The sequence below is a fragment of the Streptomyces sp. CNH189 genome (assembly GCF_000527195.1).
In genome coordinates this window covers 236,610-251,610 of record NZ_AZUS01000006.1, presented here as the reverse complement: position 1 = coordinate 251,610, position 15,001 = coordinate 236,610, and the positions used below count along the sequence as shown (strand labels likewise).

General features: G+C 72.3%; 16 protein-coding genes. 9 read left to right on the top strand and 7 right to left on the bottom strand.

What is annotated here, in order from left to right:
• Positions 1–130 precede the first annotated feature (130 nt).
• The 5 genes from B100_RS0111315 to B100_RS0111295 all read left to right on the top strand — a co-directional run bounded on the left by B100_RS0111315 (position 131) and on the right by B100_RS0111295 (position 5,115).
• A complete protein-coding gene (locus B100_RS0111315) occupies positions 131–1,069 on the top strand; it encodes a coiled-coil domain-containing protein (RefSeq protein WP_024884546.1) in 939 nt (312 codons plus the stop codon).
• An 85-nt stretch (positions 1,070–1,154) separates the two neighbouring features.
• A complete protein-coding gene (locus tag B100_RS0111310; protein ID WP_024884545.1) occupies positions 1,155–2,108 on the top strand; it encodes an ABC transporter ATP-binding protein in 954 nt (317 codons plus the stop codon).
• Between the two features lie 2 nt (positions 2,109–2,110).
• Positions 2,111–2,884 carry an ABC transporter permease gene (locus B100_RS0111305; protein WP_024884544.1) on the top strand — a complete coding sequence of 258 codons (774 nt, stop codon included), beginning with the start codon at positions 2,111–2,113 and terminating at the stop codon, positions 2,882–2,884.
• 120 nt (positions 2,885–3,004) lie between these two features.
• Positions 3,005–4,231, top strand: a complete 1,227-nt coding sequence (locus B100_RS0111300) for an ABC transporter ATP-binding protein (RefSeq protein WP_024884543.1) — start codon at positions 3,005–3,007, stop codon at positions 4,229–4,231.
• Positions 4,228–5,115, top strand: a complete 888-nt coding sequence (locus B100_RS0111295) for an ABC transporter permease subunit (protein ID WP_024884542.1) — start codon at positions 4,228–4,230, stop codon at positions 5,113–5,115. The genes B100_RS0111300 and B100_RS0111295 overlap by 4 nt, the downstream gene beginning before the upstream one ends.
• Before the next feature lie 7 nt (positions 5,116–5,122).
• Here B100_RS0111295 and B100_RS0111290 read toward each other — a convergent pair whose 3' ends face one another.
• Positions 5,123–5,455 (bottom strand): hypothetical protein, encoded by a 333-nt coding sequence (locus B100_RS0111290; RefSeq protein WP_024884541.1) that lies wholly within the window; start codon positions 5,453–5,455, stop codon positions 5,123–5,125.
• Positions 5,456–5,697: 242 nt separating this feature from the next.
• Here B100_RS0111290 and B100_RS0111285 point away from each other — a divergent pair, with 242 nt between their 5' ends.
• Positions 5,698–6,726: an LLM class flavin-dependent oxidoreductase gene (locus B100_RS0111285; RefSeq protein ID WP_024884540.1), complete on the top strand. Its 1,029-nt coding sequence runs from the start codon at positions 5,698–5,700 to the stop codon at positions 6,724–6,726.
• A gap of 84 nt (positions 6,727–6,810) precedes the next feature.
• Here the strand turns inward: B100_RS0111285 and B100_RS0111280 are convergent, their stop codons facing one another.
• Complete coding sequence (locus B100_RS0111280; RefSeq protein ID WP_024884539.1) at positions 6,811–7,203, bottom strand: SCO5389 family protein; 393 nt, start codon at positions 7,201–7,203, stop codon at positions 6,811–6,813.
• A gap of 288 nt (positions 7,204–7,491) precedes the next feature.
• Between B100_RS0111280 and nucS the strand changes: the two genes are divergently transcribed.
• Positions 7,492–8,163 (top strand): endonuclease NucS, encoded by a 672-nt coding sequence (gene nucS / locus B100_RS0111275; protein WP_024884538.1) that lies wholly within the window; start codon positions 7,492–7,494, stop codon positions 8,161–8,163.
• An 82-nt stretch (positions 8,164–8,245) separates the two neighbouring features.
• Here nucS and B100_RS0111270 read toward each other — a convergent pair whose 3' ends face one another.
• The 3 genes from B100_RS0111270 to B100_RS0111260 all read right to left on the bottom strand — a co-directional run bounded on the left by B100_RS0111270 (position 8,246) and on the right by B100_RS0111260 (position 12,361).
• Positions 8,246–10,774: an ATPase AAA gene (locus B100_RS0111270; protein WP_024884537.1), complete on the bottom strand. Its 2,529-nt coding sequence runs from the start codon at positions 10,772–10,774 to the stop codon at positions 8,246–8,248.
• Between the two features lie 261 nt (positions 10,775–11,035).
• Positions 11,036–11,359 (bottom strand): STAS domain-containing protein, encoded by a 324-nt coding sequence (locus B100_RS0111265; RefSeq protein ID WP_024884536.1) that lies wholly within the window; start codon positions 11,357–11,359, stop codon positions 11,036–11,038.
• Between the two features lie 153 nt (positions 11,360–11,512).
• Positions 11,513–12,361: a 3-hydroxyacyl-CoA dehydrogenase family protein gene (locus B100_RS0111260; RefSeq protein WP_024884535.1), complete on the bottom strand. Its 849-nt coding sequence runs from the start codon at positions 12,359–12,361 to the stop codon at positions 11,513–11,515.
• Positions 12,362–12,610: 249 nt separating this feature from the next.
• On the opposite strand from B100_RS0111260, the gene B100_RS0111255 reads away from it, so the two are divergent.
• Both B100_RS0111255 and B100_RS0111250 read left to right on the top strand, forming a co-directional pair.
• The gene (locus B100_RS0111255; protein ID WP_024884534.1) at positions 12,611–13,276 is read left to right on the top strand and encodes a maltokinase N-terminal cap-like domain-containing protein; all 666 of its coding nucleotides are present in this window, start codon (positions 12,611–12,613) and stop codon (positions 13,274–13,276) included.
• Positions 13,277–13,486: 210 nt separating this feature from the next.
• Entirely contained in the window at positions 13,487–14,059 is a 573-nt protein-coding gene (locus tag B100_RS0111250) for a cob(I)yrinic acid a,c-diamide adenosyltransferase (protein WP_024884533.1), read from the top strand.
• A gap of 16 nt (positions 14,060–14,075) precedes the next feature.
• On the opposite strand, the gene B100_RS0111245 is transcribed toward B100_RS0111250, so the two are convergent.
• Both B100_RS0111245 and B100_RS0111240 read right to left on the bottom strand, forming a co-directional pair.
• Complete coding sequence (locus B100_RS0111245; protein WP_024884532.1) at positions 14,076–14,279, bottom strand: DUF5708 family protein; 204 nt, start codon at positions 14,277–14,279, stop codon at positions 14,076–14,078.
• Positions 14,276–14,869: a hypothetical protein gene (locus B100_RS0111240; RefSeq protein ID WP_024884531.1), complete on the bottom strand. Its 594-nt coding sequence runs from the start codon at positions 14,867–14,869 to the stop codon at positions 14,276–14,278. The genes B100_RS0111245 and B100_RS0111240 overlap by 4 nt, the downstream gene beginning before the upstream one ends.
• Positions 14,870–15,001 lie beyond the last annotated feature (132 nt).

Below are 15,001 nucleotides of genomic sequence, written 5' to 3'. Positions count from 1 at the left end.
GGCTTCCGGCGGCGAGCCACTCAAAAGGGGTGTCATCTTCCGTATCAAACGTGCATCCGCTCGATGACACAGCGCTTCGGCCCCTAGGATTCCACCTATCACCTCACCGGTCTCATTCGACAGGAACCCCATGAGCGACACTTCCCCCTACGGCTTCGAGCTTGTGCGGCGTGGGTACGACCGCGCTCAGGTGGACGAACGTATCTCCAAGCTCGTCTCCGACCGTGACAGCGCTCTCGCCCGCATCACCGCTCTGGAAAAGCGCATCGAAGAGCTCCACCTCGAGACGCAGAACGCCCAGGCCCAGGTCAACGACGCGGAGCCGTCGTACGCGGGTCTCGGCGCGCGCGTGGAGAAGATCCTCCGCCTCGCCGAGGAGGAGGCGAAGGACCTGCGCGAGGAGGCCCGGCGCGCGGCCGAGCAGCACCGCGAGCTCGCCGAGTCGGCCGCCCAGCAGGTGCGGAACGACGCCGAGGCCTACGCCGCCGAGCGTAAGTCCAAGGCGGAGGACGAGGGCGTCCGGATCGTCGAGAAGGCCCAGGGCGAGGCCTCCCAGCTGCGTTCCGATGCGCAGAAGGACGCCCAGTCCAAGCGCGAGGAGGCGGACGCCCTCTTCGAGGAGACCCGCGCCAAGGCCGCCCAGGCCGCGGCCGACTTCGAGACGAACCTGGCCAAGCGGCGCGAGCAGTCCGAGCGCGACCTCGCCTCGCGTCAGGCCAAGGCGGAGAAGCGCCTCGCGGAGATCGAGCACCGCGCGGAGCAGCTGCGCCTGGAGGCCGAGAAGCTGCGCACCGACGCCGAGCGCCGGGCCCGCCAGACGGTGGAGACCGCCCAGCGCCAGGCCGAGGACATCGTGGCCGACGCCAACGCCAAGGCCGACCGGATCCGTTCGGAGTCCGAGCGTGAGCTCGCCGCGCTGACCAACCGCCGCGACTCGATCAACGCCCAGCTGACGAACGTCCGCGAGATGCTGGCGACCCTCACGGGTGCCGCGGTCGCCGCCACCGGCGCGCCCGCCACCGAGGACGAGCCGATCTCCCGCGGCGTCCCGGCCCAGCAGTCCCGGTAACACCCCCGGACAGGGCGACCGGACCCCGGCGAAGCCCTCTGCCACTGAGGTGGCAGAGGGCTTTGTCCCGTTTTAGCGTTGCCGCATGATCGAGCTCGAGGGGCTGACCAAGCGGTACGGCGAGAAGGTGGCGGTGGACAGCCTGACCTTCACCGTCAGGCCTGGCATCGTCACGGGCTTCCTCGGTCCGAACGGCGCCGGCAAGTCGACCACCATGCGGATGATCCTGGGCCTCGACCACCCCACGTCCGGGGACGTGCGCGTCGACGGCGCGCACTACGACCGGCTGAAGGACCCGCTGACGAACATCGGCGCCCTGCTGGAGGCCAAGGGCGTGCACCCGGGGCGCAGCGCCTACAACCATCTGCTGTGGCTCGCGCAGAGCAACGGCATCCCCGAACGGCGGGTCCACGAGGTGCTGGACGAGGTCGGCCTGACGGCGGTGGCGCGGAAGAAGGCCAAGGGGTTCTCGCTCGGCATGGGCCAGCGCCTCGGCATCGCCGCCGCGCTGCTCGGCGACCCGCGGATCCTGATGTTCGACGAGCCGGTCAACGGGCTCGACCCCGAGGGCATCCACTGGATCCGCACGCTGATGAAGTCGCTCGCCGCCCAGGGCCGCACGGTCTTCGTCTCCTCCCACCTGATGAGCGAGATGGCGCTGACCGCCGACCACCTCGTTGTCATCGGCCAGGGCCGGCTGCTCGCCGACACCTCGATGGCGGAGTTCATCGAGCGCAACTCCCGCTCCTACGTCCGGGTGCGCAGCCCGCAGCGGGAACTGCTGCTGGACCTGCTGCACGGGGCCGGCATCACCGCCGTGGACGGCACGGACGGAACGCTGGAGGTGGACGGCTCCAGCGCGGAGACCGTCGGGGAACTGGCCGCCCGCAGCGGCGTCGTGCTGCACGAGCTGAGCCCGCAACAGGCGTCCCTGGAGGAGGCGTTCATGCAGCTGACGGCCGAGTCGGTGGAGTACCACGCCCACACGGGCGCGCCCGTTCCCCCGCAGCAGTGGGGCACGACCTGGACGAAGGACTGAGCATGGCGACGACCCAGGCCGTACGGTCGGAGTGGACCAAGATCCGGTCGGTGGCGTCCACCGTGTGGACGCTGTCGACCGCGGTGGTCGTCACCATCGCCCTCGGCATGCTGATCTCGGCCCTGTCGAAGAACGAGTTCGGCAACCTGAGCGAGCGGGAGCGGCTCTCCTTCGACCCGACGTTCATCAGCTTCGCCGGCACCAGCCTCGGCCAGCTCGCGATGATCGTGTTCGGTGTGCTGGTGGTGTCGAACGAGTACAGCACCGGGATGATCCGTGCCTCGCTGGCGGCCGTGCCGAAGCGCGGCACGTTCCTGTTCAGCAAGCTGGCCGTGGCCACCGCGCTGGCGTTCGTGGTGGGCATGGCCACCAGCTTCGCCACCTTCTTCCTGGGCCAGCTGATGCTCGGCGACCTCGGCACGTCGATCGGCGACGACGGGGTGCTGCGCGCGGTCATCGGCGGCGGGCTCTACATGACGCTCATCGCGCTGTTCTCCATGGGCGTCGCCGCGATGCTGCGCTCCCCCCTGCTGTCGCTGGGCATCCTGATGCCATTCTTCTTCCTGATCTCCAACATCCTCGGCAACGTCAGCGCCACGGAGAAGGTCGGCCGGTTCCTGCCCGACCAGGCGGGCAGCCGGATCATGCGGGTGGTGACCCCGGTGGACGACGACACCCCGTACGGCCCCTGGGGCGGCCTCGGGATCATGGCACTGTGGGTGATCGCGTCGGTCGCCGGCGGTTACGTGCTGCTGAAGCGGCGCGACGCCCAGTGAGCGACCGCACCGGACCGGTTCTCGTCCGGCCTTGAGCGGAACCGTCAGTGTCCCGATAAGCTCCTAACCCTTACGGGGGCGTGCGCCCTGCTGTCCTGAACCTTTCGATGGGTGCGGAGCATGATCGAGGCAGTCGGCCTGACCAAGCAGTACGGCGACAAGACCGCTGTGTACAACCTTTCCTTCCAGGTGCGTCCCGGTGCCGTCACCGGCTTCCTGGGCCCCAACGGCTCGGGCAAGTCGACGACGATGCGGATGATCCTCGGTCTGGACAACCCCACGGCGGGCCGGGTCACGATCGGCGGCTACCCCTACCGCAAGCTGCCCAACGCCCCCCGTCAGGTCGGCGCGCTGCTGGACGCCAAGGCGGTGCACGGCGGCCGGACCGCCCGCAACCACCTGCTGAGCCTGGCCCAGCTGTCGGGCATCCCGGCCCGCCGGGTGGACGAGGTGCTGGGCGTGGTCGGCCTGCACGAGGTCGCCCGCCGCCGGTCCAAGGGCTTCTCCCTCGGCATGGGCCAGCGCCTCGGCATCGCCGCCGCGCTGCTCGGCGACCCGCAGGTGCTGCTGTTCGACGAGCCGGTCAACGGTCTCGACCCCGAGGGCATCCTCTGGGTGCGCAACCTGATGAAGTCGCTCGCCGCCGAGGGCCGCACCGTCTTCGTCTCCTCGCATCTGATGAGCGAGATGGCGCTGACCGCGGACCACCTCATCGTGATCGGCCGCGGGCAGCTGATGGCCGACATGAGCGTGAAGGACTTCATCTCCGCCAACTCCGCCGGCTTCGCGCGGGTGCGCACCCCCGACAGCGAGCCGCAGCTGCGGGAGAAGCTGTCGGCGGCGATCACCGAGGCCGGCGGTCATGTGCTGCCGGAGCAGGACGGCGCGCTGCGGGTGACGGGACTGGCGCTGCCGCGGATCAGCGACCTCGCCCACGAGCACGACGTACGGCTGTGGGAGCTGTCGCCGCACCAGGCCTCCCTGGAGGAGGCGTACATGCGGATGACGCAGGGCGCCGTCGACTACCGCTCCACCATCGACCAGAAGGAGGGGCTGCAGCAGCCGCTGCCGCCCGGCGCGCAGCCGCCGCTGCCGGTGCCGGGGCAGGGACAGCCCGGCTGGTACGCCCCGCCGCCGCCCCAGCAGGGCGGGCAGCCGTTCGCCCCGCCGCAGGGCGCCCCCGCGGGCCCCTACGGCGCACCGGCGGCCCCGGGAGCCGCTCCGGGCGCCGCCGCGCCGAACCCGTACGCGCAGGCGCCCCAGGGCCCGGCTCCGGCCGCTCCCCCGGCCGCCGCTCCCCAGTCCGCCCCCTCCGCCGAGCCGACCGAGTCCGAGGACGCCCGATGAGCACGCCCCAGCCCCCGATGCCGCAGAGCGCCGCACCCGCGTGGCAGGCGGCCCCCGGTACCGCACCGTCCGCGCCCGCGTATCCCGGCTACACCTCGCCGATCCCGGTGGTGCGCACCCACCTGGGGCACGCGCTCGCCTCCGAGTGGACGAAGATCAAGTCCGTGCGCTCGACCCTGTGGACGACGGGCGTGTTCGTCGCGCTCGTGGTCGGCATCGGTGCGCTCACAGGCCTGGTGGTCGCGAGCGCCGACCCCGACCTGGGCGGCGAGAGCCCGCTGTCGCTCGGCTTCTTCGGACTGCTGCTGGGCTCGATGTGCCTCATCACGCTCGGCGTGCTCACCACCGCCTCCGAGTACGGCACCGGCATGATCCGCACGACGATGGTCGCCTGCCCCACGCGCGGCCGGGTGCTCGCGGCGAAGGCCCTGGTGTTCTTCGGGCTCGCCTTCGTGGTGACGCTGGTGTGCGCCACGCTCGTCGGCCTGGTGCACGTGTCGCTGCTGGAGGGGTACAACGGCAAGTCCCCCTCCGGCGAGGAATGGCTGAAGGGCACGGTCGGCATCTCGCTCTACTTGGCGCTGCTGGGCACCCTGTCGCTTGCCATCGGGTCGATCGTGCGGCACTCGGCGGGCGCCATCACCATCATGATCGGCGCGGTGCTCGCCCCGCTGGTGATCGCGCTGTTCATGTTCTCCACCTCGCTGCAGGACGTGCAGCAGGCGCTGTTCGAGTACTCCATCCCGAACCAGATGAGCATCTTCTACGCCAACTCCCTGTCGGACTCCGGTCCGTCGGGGTGGGACCCGCTGTGGATCATGCTGGTCGTCACGGCGGCCGCGCTCGGCGGGGCCTTCGCCCTGCTGCAGAAGCGGGACGTCTAGGAACCGCTCAGAACCTCGGCGCGTTACGGGACCGCTGCACCCGCGTGGTGCGGCGGTCCTTCGCGTTCCAGCAGGCCTTGTGCCAGTGCCGGCGCTCGTCGACACCCGAGTGCTCCGGCCAGGCCACCACGTGCGGCACCCCGTCCGGGATCAACTGGTCGCAGCCCGGGCAGCGGTAGGCCTTCCCCTGGGCGCTGGCGCCGGCCACGTGCCGCACGCTCCAGGACTCGCCGTGCCAGTCCTCCGAGGACTGCCAGCCGCCGTAGCGCCCGGAGCGGTCGTCCTCGGCGCTCCGGCCGGACGAACCGGCTCCCTTGGGTCGGTTGCGACGCGGGGACACAGGACACCTCACGGGGCTATACAGGATGCACGGACCGCGTCCAGCCTACGCGGCGGACGCCGGGGTACCCGTACGGCACCATTCGCCACAAGTCACTCCCTGGCATGTGGCGGCCCCTCGTGAGCGGCCCATTCTGCAGACAATCCGCAAAATCGCTCGCCCGACCGTGTCCTCGGCACGTGTCGGGCGGTTATGCCCTGCGGGGGAGCTCCGCGTCGGAGCCAAGGAAGCAGGAAAAAGCAATGCGCGTTGGAAGTTTCGTGTTGGCCGCCCAGTTCCCCGGGCAGGGCGAGGGGGAGGCGCTGCACCGCGCGGTCCGTTCGGCCGAGGTGGCCGAGGAGTCGGGGCTCGACACGGTCTGGCTGGCCGAGCACCACTTCGTGCCTTACGGCACCTGTCCGTCCGCCGTCACCCTGGCGGCGATGCTGCTCGGCCGCACCCGCAGGCTGCGCGTCGGCACGGCGGTCAGCGTGCTGCCCACCGTCCATCCCGTCGCGCTCGGCGAACAGGCCGCGCTGCTGCACGTCGCCAGCGGCGGACGGTTCTCCCTCGGCCTCGGCCGGGGCGGGCCGTGGGTGGACCTGGAGGTGTTCGGGGCGGGCCTGGAGGCGTACGAGAAGGGGTTCCCGGAAGCGCTCGATCTGCTGATGCGCTGGCTGCGCGAACCGTCCGTCGGGGCGGACGGCGAGCGGTACCGGTTCCGTGAGGTGCCCGTGGTCCCCCGCCCGTCGGAGGCGCTCACGGAGACCGAGGGCCCGGAGGTGGTGGTCGCCTGCACCTCCCCGTCGAGCGTGCGGCTGGCCGCCGAGCGCGGGCTTCCGATGCTGCTCGGCATGCACGTCGGGGACGAGGAGAAGGCCGAGATGGTCGCCCTGTGGCGGCGCCACGCGCGCGCCTGCGGGCGGCCGGCCGCGCAGATCGACGCCGCGGCCCACGTCTCGGCCGGGGTCTGCCAGATCGCGGACCGGCGCACGGACGCGGCGGAGGCCCTGATGAAGGCGATGCCGGGCTGGCTGAAGCAGGGGCTGGAGGCGCATGTGACGGTGGACGGGCGGGAGCGCCGGATGCGCGACCCGCTGGCGTACACCGAACTCCTCTGCGGGCTGCACCCGGTGGGCACCCCGCGGCTGTGCGCGGACCGGCTCGCCGCGACCAGCGAGCGGACCGGGATCTCCCGCTTCGCCCTGCTCGTCGAGGGCTCCGGCGACCTGGCGGCGACCGAGGAGAACGTACGGCGGCTGGGGGCCGAGGTGCTCCCCCAGCTCGCCTGACGATCATGGACGTTCCAGGGACGCTTGCCGCCCCGGTACAGACCGCACCTCCCGCGTACGGAGCGGCAAGCTGTCGATGGAGCGTCAGCAGTCGCGAAGTTCCGGCGACTGGTTGAGCAGTTGGTTGCGCACCGAGGTGAAGCGGGCCAGCGTCTCGTCGACCGAGGAGTCAAGCGGGAACACGGCCACCCGGTGGCAGTTCTGGAAGGCCAGCCGAACACCGAAGTGCCGTTGCAGCGCGCCGCGTATCGCGTCACTCGCGAGCGCACGCAGCAGCTGACCGCGTGCCTGCTCGTCCGGCGGGGGCGTCTGGTTGTCGGCGAAGGCTCCGCCGTCGACCTTCAGCTGGGCCACCAGGGAGCTGATCATCTCCCACGCATAGGGCAGGGAGGTCCGGACGCAGTCGACGAAGTCAGCTTCGTCGACCTCGCCTCGCTCGGCCTGTTCGAGTAGGGCCGGTGAGACGTCGAGCGACATGGGTTCTCCTCTCGCACCCCCAACGCACAGGGGTTGCCTGACAGATAAGGGAGTGCGCGAAAACGGGCACGCTGCGTACACAGTTCGCGACCTCCCGTTCAATACCGTAAGCAACGGACCGTGACCGCACCAGGAGAATGCTCGGATGCGGAACTTCCTGTAGGCCGGTAATCGGCCACCGCACAACACGCGTTTTCCAGGAGATACAGGACGCGCCCCGCGAGCCCGGCGGGGCGCCTGTGAGGGCGGATCGCGAAGACCCCGGCCGGTCGAGTAGCGTTGCCGACCATGCGTCTCGTCATTGCCCGCTGCTCCGTGGACTACGCCGGGCGGCTCACCGCGCACCTGCCGTCGGCACCCCGTCTGATCCTGGTCAAGGCGGACGGCAGCGTCTCGATCCATGCCGACGACCGGGCCTACAAGCCCCTCAACTGGATGTCGCCGCCCTGCACCCTGAAGGAGGGCACCGGCGATGAGGAGGGCGTCTGGACCGTCGTCAACAAGGCGGGCGAGAAGCTCATCATCACGATGGAGGAAGTTCTCCACGACTCCTCGCACGAACTCGGCGTCGATCCCGGCCTGATCAAGGACGGCGTGGAAGCACACCTTCAGGAGCTGCTCGCCGACCGCATCGAGACCCTCGGCGAGGGCTACACCCTGATCCGCCGCGAGTACATGACCGCGATCGGACCGGTCGACATCCTGTGCCGGGACGCCGAGGGGCAGACCGTCGCGGTGGAGATCAAGCGGCGCGGCGAGATCGACGGCGTGGAACAGCTCACCCGCTACCTGGAGCTGCTGAACCGCGACCCGCACCTCGCGCCGGTGCGCGGCGTCTTCGCCGCCCAGGAGATCAAGCCGCAGGCCCGGGTGCTCGCCACCGACCGGGGCATCGGCTGCCAGGTCCTCGACTACAACGCCCTGCGCGGCATCGAGGACGACAAGCTCCGCCTGTTCTGAGCCGCGGGCCACGACGACAGGCCGGGGGGCCGGGTTCCGTACAGGACCCCGGCCCCCCGGCCTGTCAGGCGGGTCAGGCGGGTCAGATCAGCGTCTCGTCATCGCCGGGCGTGCCCGGGTCTGTGCTCTCGTCCGCGCTCGCGGAGGTCTCGATGGGGGCGGAGGAGGCGGGACCACTGGCGGAGTCGCTGGTGGTCGGCTCGCCCGGGGTGGTGCCCGGGTCCGTCGGCTCCTCGGTGTCGGGGGACGACGGCGAGCCGGTGGGCTCCTCCGTCTCCGACTCCGTCGGGTCGGGCGAGTTCGACGTGGGCGGCTTCTGCGTCTTGGTCGGCCTGGTGCCCGGCGAGGTGGACTTCGTCGGCTCCCCCGGCTTCTTGGTGCCGGTCTCCTCGTCCGTCGGCTCGGCCTCGGTCGCCGTCGGCGTCGGGTCGTCCGCGGTGCCGAGCGTGCCGTCCGGGCCCGGGTCGGACGGCCGGCTGGTGGCCGGCCCGGTGTCGCCCTTGTTTCCGGACGCCGGGTCCGCGTCGAGGCTGCCGTCGTCGTCGGCGCCCTGGCTGGCTGACGGGTTGACGCCCACGTTCTCGGACGGGGTCGCCGGGTCGTTCCCGGAGGTGGCGCCGAGGGTGACGACGGTGCCCAGCACGGCGACCAGCAGCGCGCCCGCGCCGGCCGCGACCAGGTTGCGCCGGGCCAGCCCCTTCAGCCCGCCGCCGACGCCCGCCTTGTCCGCCGGCGGGGGCACCGAGGCCGGCACCCCGCGGGTGACGACCAGGCCGGCGTCGGCCGGGGGCTGGAGGTCGGGGAACGCCATCGGCACACCGCGGGGCGGGGACGCCGACTCCTCGACATGGGCCTCGGGCACCTCCTCCCCCGCGGTCGGCGCGATCGCGAGCGGGACGCCGGAGCGGTCGGCGACCAGGGCCAGCGCCCTGCGGCCCGCGACCGTGCCGCGCTTGTCGGCGAGGGCGCCGCGCAGGCCGATGGAGGCCTCAAGTTCGGCGCGCGCCCGGTCGAGCTGTCCGGCGCACAGGGCGTGGATGCCGAGCTCGTGGTGGAAGTAGGCCTGTTCCGCCACGTCCCCGGCGGTCCGCGCCGCCTCCGCACCGGCCCGCAGCGCCCGCTCCCAGGCACTCCAGTGCATGCCCGCGGCGAAGGCGGGCGCGGCGGTGCGGGCGAGCTGCACGGCCGTGCTCGGCTCGCCCTCGGCGGAGCCCGGGGCGAGCGGGGAGAGGGCGGTGAGCGCGGCGAGGACCGCGTCGGACTCGGCGCTGACCCGTTCCGGGGTGACCGAGGGATGACCGGTCCACCAGGCGTAGTGCTGTGCGGCGGCGCGGGCCTGCTCGTCGGCGTCGTCGGCGTACCCGGCGGCCTCCAGCTGGGCCGGCACACCGGCGGCCAGCCGGTAGCGGGCGCCGACCGGGGAGACCAGTCCGCAGGCGACCAGCTCGCCGAGGGCGGCGTCGGCGTGGGTGTCGCCCACCAGGGCGGGCAGGTGCGCCTGGTGGGGCACCTCGCCGCCGAGCGCGACGGCGAACCGCAGGGTGGCGCGGGCGGAGGCGCTGAGCCGGGAGGCGAGCAGCGGCGCGGGGGCCGCGGCCTCGCCGAGCGCGGGCAGCGGCACCTCGTCCTCGTCGACCGGGTCGTAGGGCGCCTCGTCGGGCCGTACGTCCTCGAAGACGCCGAACTCGTCGACGGCACCGGCGCCGGCCCGCAGCCGGTCGCGCTGCCGCAGCAGGGCGCCGGCCTGGACGAAGCGCAGCGGCAGCCCCTCGGACTCGAACCACAGGTCGCCCGCCCAGGTGGCCTCCTCGTCGGTGAGGCCGCGGCCGACGGCGTGGCCGAGCAGGTCGAGGCCGGCCGCGCGGTCGAGCCCGGACAGCTCGACGTCCTCGACGCCGGCGTCGGCGGAGGGGTCGGCCACGTCCGGGGTGACGGCGAACAGGAAGGCGCACTCGGGGGTGGCGTCCAGCAGCTGGTCGAGCGCGGCCCCGCCGAACTCCAGGTCGTCCAGGACGACGACGGCGCCGATCTCGCGCACCAGGGTGAGCAGTTCGTCGCGGTCCGGGCGGTGCAGGGGGGCGTCGTGGACGGCGTGGAAGAGGTCGTACAGCACGTCGTCGGAGGAGCGCCGGTGGCCGCTCAGGCGGACGACGCCGTCGGGTGCCAGGTCGGCGCAGTCCTCGGCGACGACGTCGAGGAGCCGGGTGCGGCCCGAGCCTCCGGGACCCACCAGGCGCACCGAGCGGCCCCGGGCGAGCAGCCGCACCAGGTTCTCCCGCTCGTCCTGCCGGGCCAGCAGCGGCAGCGCGGGCTGCGCCGGGCCAGGGGGGACGGGCGGGGTCGCGGCGCGCTCCACCTCGGCGCGTTCGGCCTCGGTGAGCTTCGCGGGCCGGTCCGGTCGCTCCGCGGGCGGGCAGGGCTCGATCTCGCTGCCGTCGACGGGGTTGACGGTCAGCAGGAAGTCGCCGGAGACGAGCTGCACCGTGCGGGCGGGCACGGGCGTGTGCTGTCCGAAGTCGGACGTGAGGGATTCCCTGGGAGGGCGCTGGCGCGGCGCGTCGCCGTCACCGCCGTGGCCGTACTCCTCGGGTCCCGTGTGGTTCGGGTCCATAGGTCCTAGCCCCCCAAAAGCGTCGTGGCTGAAGCCCTCCCCGGCCTCGCTGCACACCGCGCTGTCGCTTCTGGTCCGGGCCCGCTCGAGGGTTGCAAGGCAGCGGGCAGCCGAACCCTAAACCTTCGGTCAGTATCCACGACAGTCCGGGGTACCACGGCGTCCGAGTGGTCACGGTCTCGTGAGGATTGTGCGCGCGGGGAGGGGTTCGCGGGCGTCGGCCCGGGTCCTTCCGCTCGTCCTTTGCGCCCCCGTACGCCCCTACACGCGGGGCAGCGTGTCCACCCCGATGCCCCCCTCGATCGCCAGGATCCGGTGCAGCCGGGTGGCCACCAACAGGCGCTGCATCTGCGGCGGTACGTCGCGCAGCACCAGGCGTCGGCCGCAGCGGCCGGCTCGTCGGTGGGCCCCCATGATCACCCCGAGTCCGGTGGCGTCCCAGGAGTCCAGTTCGGACAGGTCCAGCACCAGGTCGCCGGCGCCGTCGTCGACGGCCGAATGAAGGACCGTACGGGCGTCCGCCGCGCTGCGGACGTCGAGGCGGCCCCCGACGACCAGCTCGGCGTGGTCGCCCCTGATGTGCATATGCGCTCCCCGTGATGCGTCTCGTGCTCCGCGGTGTTCTGTCGGCCGGTATTGCAACCTCTGACTGCATAACGACCGTGGAGGTTGCTACCTGTGAGCGAACCGATACCGAATTCACCCCGGCGTGTGACGCACGCCGGGGTGATCGCGGTCTCAGTGCTCGTAGAAGCCCTGCCCGCTCTTGCGCCCGATGTCACCGGCGTCAACCATCCGGCGCATCAGCTCGGGAGCTGCGAACTTCTCGTCCTGCGACTCGGTGTAGATGTTGCCCGTGGCGTGCAGCAGGATGTCCACGCCGGTGAGGTCGGCGGTGGCCAGCGGGCCCATGGCGTGGCCGAAGCCCAGCTTGCAGGCCAGGTCGATGTCCTCGGCGCTCGCCACGCCCGACTCGTACAGCTTGGCGGCCTCGACGACGAGGGCGCAGATGAGGCGGGTGGTGACGAAGCCGGCGACGTCGCGATTGACCACGATGCAGGTCTTGCCGACCGACTCGGCGAACTCCCGTGCCTTGGCGAGGGTTTCGTCGCTGGTCTTGTAGCCGCGGACCAGCTCGCAGAGCTGCATCATCGGCACCGGCGAGAAGAAGTGCGTGCCGACGACCCGCTCCGGGCGCTCCGTCACGGCCGCGATCTTGGTGATCGGGATGGCGGAGGTGTTGGAGGCGAGCACGGCGTCCTCGCGCACCAGCTTGTCGAGCGTGCGGAAGATCTCGTGCTTGACCTCGAGCTTCTCGAACACGGCCTCGACGACGACGTCCGCGTCCGCGCAGGCGTCGAGGTCGGTGGTCGTGGTGATGCGGGCGAGGGCCGCCTCGGCGTCCTCGGCCCCCAGCTTCCCCTTGGCGACGAACTTGTCGTACGACGCCTTGATCCCGTCCGTGCCCCGCGTCAGCGCCTCGTCGGTGACGTCACGCAGGACGACCTCCCAGCCCGCCTGTGCGGAGACCTGGGCGATGCCGGACCCCATGAGACCGGCCCCGATGACGGCGAGCTTGCGTGCCACTGTGCGACTCCCCTGATACGCGCTGTCCATGTTCTCCAGGAGCGGACATTAGCGGGCGTGAGGGGCCCTGTGACCGGTAAGTAACGCGCGTCACGTCTCACATGACGGACATCACACCGGCGGCACACGCACGGAGAGCCGACGGACCGTCAGGCGGCGGGGACTGCGGGCGCGAAGCCGTCGCGCCGCGTCGCGGGCGGGTGCGAGGGTAGGGGTCCCGGTGCCCGCTCGACGAAGGAGAAGCCCGGCATGGCCGTGATCCACCGCACCACCCTCGAGCCGACCAAACTGGAGCTCCTGACGGCCTGGCTGCCGTCGCGCCCCTGGTACCACGGCGCCCCGGAGGGCCCGCGGCTCACCAGGGCGGGCGGTTTCCGCCTCGACGACCCCCAGGGCGAGGTGGGGATCGAGTTCCTGGTCGCCACGGACGCCTCCGGCTCCGCGCCGGCCGCCTACCTCGTGCCGCTCACCTACCGCGGCGCACCGCTCGACGGGGCGGACGCGGGGCTCGTCGGCACCACGGAACACGGCGTGCTGGGCCGCCGCTGGGTCTACGACGCCTGCCACGACCCGGTGGCCGTCGCCGAGTTGGCGGCGCTGGTCGAGGGCCGGGCGGAGCCGCAGGCACAGAGCGCGAGCGACACCCCCGACCGGGAGGTCACCCGCGCTCTGGCGGGCGAGGGCCCGGTGCCGGCGGAGTTCCCGGCCGTCACGGACACCGGGGAGCACACCGAGCTCACCGCCCCGGACGGCACGGTGTTGCGGGTGCTGCGCATCCTGCACCCCGCTCCGGACGGCACACCGCAGGCGGAGCCGGGCGCGGCGGGCCATGTCGCCGGGGCCTGGGAGGCGGAGGACGGCACCCGCGTCCAGGGGCTCATGGTGCTGCTGCTCACGCCGCCGCCCGCCCCGTAGGGGACCGCCCGGTGAACGTCGTGCCGTGCGGGACCGCGCCCGTGACGGTGCCGTGCCCGCCGCGCCCGTGACGGTGCCGTGCCGTGCGGGACCGCGCGGGTGCCGCGCCGTGCCCGCCGCACCCGTAACGGTGCCGTGCCGTCCGGGACCGCGCCGTGACGGTCCGCACACGCGTGCCCCGGGCCGCCGGGGCGTCACTAGGCTGACCTCATGGTCAACCTGACACGCATCTACACACGGACCGGCGACAAGGGCACCACCCATCTCGGTGACATGAGCCGGGTCGCCAAGACCGATCTGCGCATCTCCGCCTACGCCGACGCCAACGAGGCGAACGCGGTCATCGGTACGGCGCTGGCCCTGGGCGGGCTCCCGGAGGAGGTCGTCACGGTCCTCACGCGCGTGCAGAACGACCTGTTCGACGTGGGCGCCGACCTGTCGACGCCGGTGGTGGAGGACCCGAAGTACCCGCCGCTGCGGGTCGAGCAGTTCTACGTCGACCGGCTGGAGGAGGACTGCGACCGCTTCAACGAACAGCTGGAGAAGCTGCGCTCCTTCATCCTGCCGGGCGGCACGGCGGGCGCGGCGCTGCTGCACCAGGCCTGCACGGTGGTGCGCCGGGCCGAGCGCTCCACCTGGGCCGCGCTGGAGGTGCACGGTGAGACGATGAACCCGCTCACCGCCACCTACCTCAACCGCCTCTCCGACCTGCTGTTCATCCTGGCCCGCATCGCGAACAAGGAGACCGGCGACGTGCTGTGGGTGCCGGGCGGCGAGCGCTGAGCGAAGACCCCAGCACTCAGCGGGGCCGCCGCCCCTGCGTGCCGCGCACCGCGCGGAACGCTCCGAGCAGTGCCTCGGCGGCCCCGACGCACACCAGCGCCACGCCCGCCTTGGAGGGCGTGACGACCGGCAGGTCCACTCCCCCGGCGTACCGCCACAGCAGCAGCCCGGCGAGCGCCGTGAGGACGCCCGCGAGCAGGGTGCCGTACGCCGTGCTCACCGGCCCACCCGCTCCCGCTCCTCGGCGCCGGCGGTGTCCCGCACACTCTCGTCACCGCCCTTGGGGGCCTTCTTCGGCCAGACCCAGTAGGCCAGCGCCACCAGCCCGTGGATGCCGGCCGCCCGCCAGGCGGTGAAGCGCCAAACCTCCAGGGAGGTGGAGCGGCCCGGGTCGTCGACGTACCAGATGGCGAGTTGGAGCAGCGCGGTCGCCACGGCGGCGGCCACCAGGGTGCCGAGCCACACCGTGGTCTCGTGACGGGCGCGCGCCAGTCCGTAGCGCGGCGGCCGCACCAGGGGGCGGCCGTCGAAGCGGTGCGCCGCGTGCCCGTCGAGCCACTTCACCGTGCGGTGGCCGTGGCCGACCGTGTAGCCGATGTAGAGCGCGGCGAGCCCGTGGGTCCAGTCCGGCTCCGCGCCGTTCTTCAGGTCCCATACGGTGGCGGCCAGCAGCACGAGCTCCAGCAGCGGCTCGCACAACAGCAGCGCCATGCCGGTGCGCCGCATCCGCAGCAGGTACCGGAAGGCCAGTCCGGCCGCCAGCAGCACCCAGAACCCGACCTCGCAGGCGATGATCAAGGCGACGATCACGGTTCGCTCCTCTCGGTCACCCTTCCAGGCTTCCGTGCGGAGCGGCCCGTCGCGTCGTCGCCGACGACGAACCCGCGGTACATCGAAAGTCGCAGTCCCCGGTCCGGGCCGGCGACCGTGGCGGCCCAGGCG

Bases quoted from the DNA above. Each gene is read 5' to 3' on its own strand.
- B100_RS0111315 (WP_024884546.1), top strand. From the start codon at position 131: ATGAGCGACACTTCCCCCTACGGCTTCGAGCTTGTGCGGCGTGGGTAC.
- B100_RS0111310 (WP_024884545.1), top strand. From the start codon at position 1,155: ATGATCGAGCTCGAGGGGCTGACCAAGCGGTACGGCGAGAAGGTGGCG.
- B100_RS0111305 (WP_024884544.1), top strand. From the start codon at position 2,111: ATGGCGACGACCCAGGCCGTACGGTCGGAGTGGACCAAGATCCGGTCG.
- B100_RS0111300 (WP_024884543.1), top strand. From the start codon at position 3,005: ATGATCGAGGCAGTCGGCCTGACCAAGCAGTACGGCGACAAGACCGCT.
- B100_RS0111295 (WP_024884542.1), top strand. From the start codon at position 4,228: ATGAGCACGCCCCAGCCCCCGATGCCGCAGAGCGCCGCACCCGCGTGG.
- B100_RS0111285 (WP_024884540.1), top strand. From the start codon at position 5,698: ATGCGCGTTGGAAGTTTCGTGTTGGCCGCCCAGTTCCCCGGGCAGGGC.
- B100_RS0111280 (WP_024884539.1), bottom strand. From the start codon at position 7,203: ATGTCGCTCGACGTCTCACCGGCCCTACTCGAACAGGCCGAGCGAGGC.
- nucS (WP_024884538.1), top strand. From the start codon at position 7,492: ATGCGTCTCGTCATTGCCCGCTGCTCCGTGGACTACGCCGGGCGGCTC.
- B100_RS0111270 (WP_024884537.1), bottom strand. From the start codon at position 10,774: ATGGACCCGAACCACACGGGACCCGAGGAGTACGGCCACGGCGGTGAC.
- B100_RS0111265 (WP_024884536.1), bottom strand. From the start codon at position 11,359: ATGCACATCAGGGGCGACCACGCCGAGCTGGTCGTCGGGGGCCGCCTC.
- B100_RS0111255 (WP_024884534.1), top strand. From the start codon at position 12,611: ATGGCCGTGATCCACCGCACCACCCTCGAGCCGACCAAACTGGAGCTC.
- B100_RS0111250 (WP_024884533.1), top strand. From the start codon at position 13,487: ATGGTCAACCTGACACGCATCTACACACGGACCGGCGACAAGGGCACC.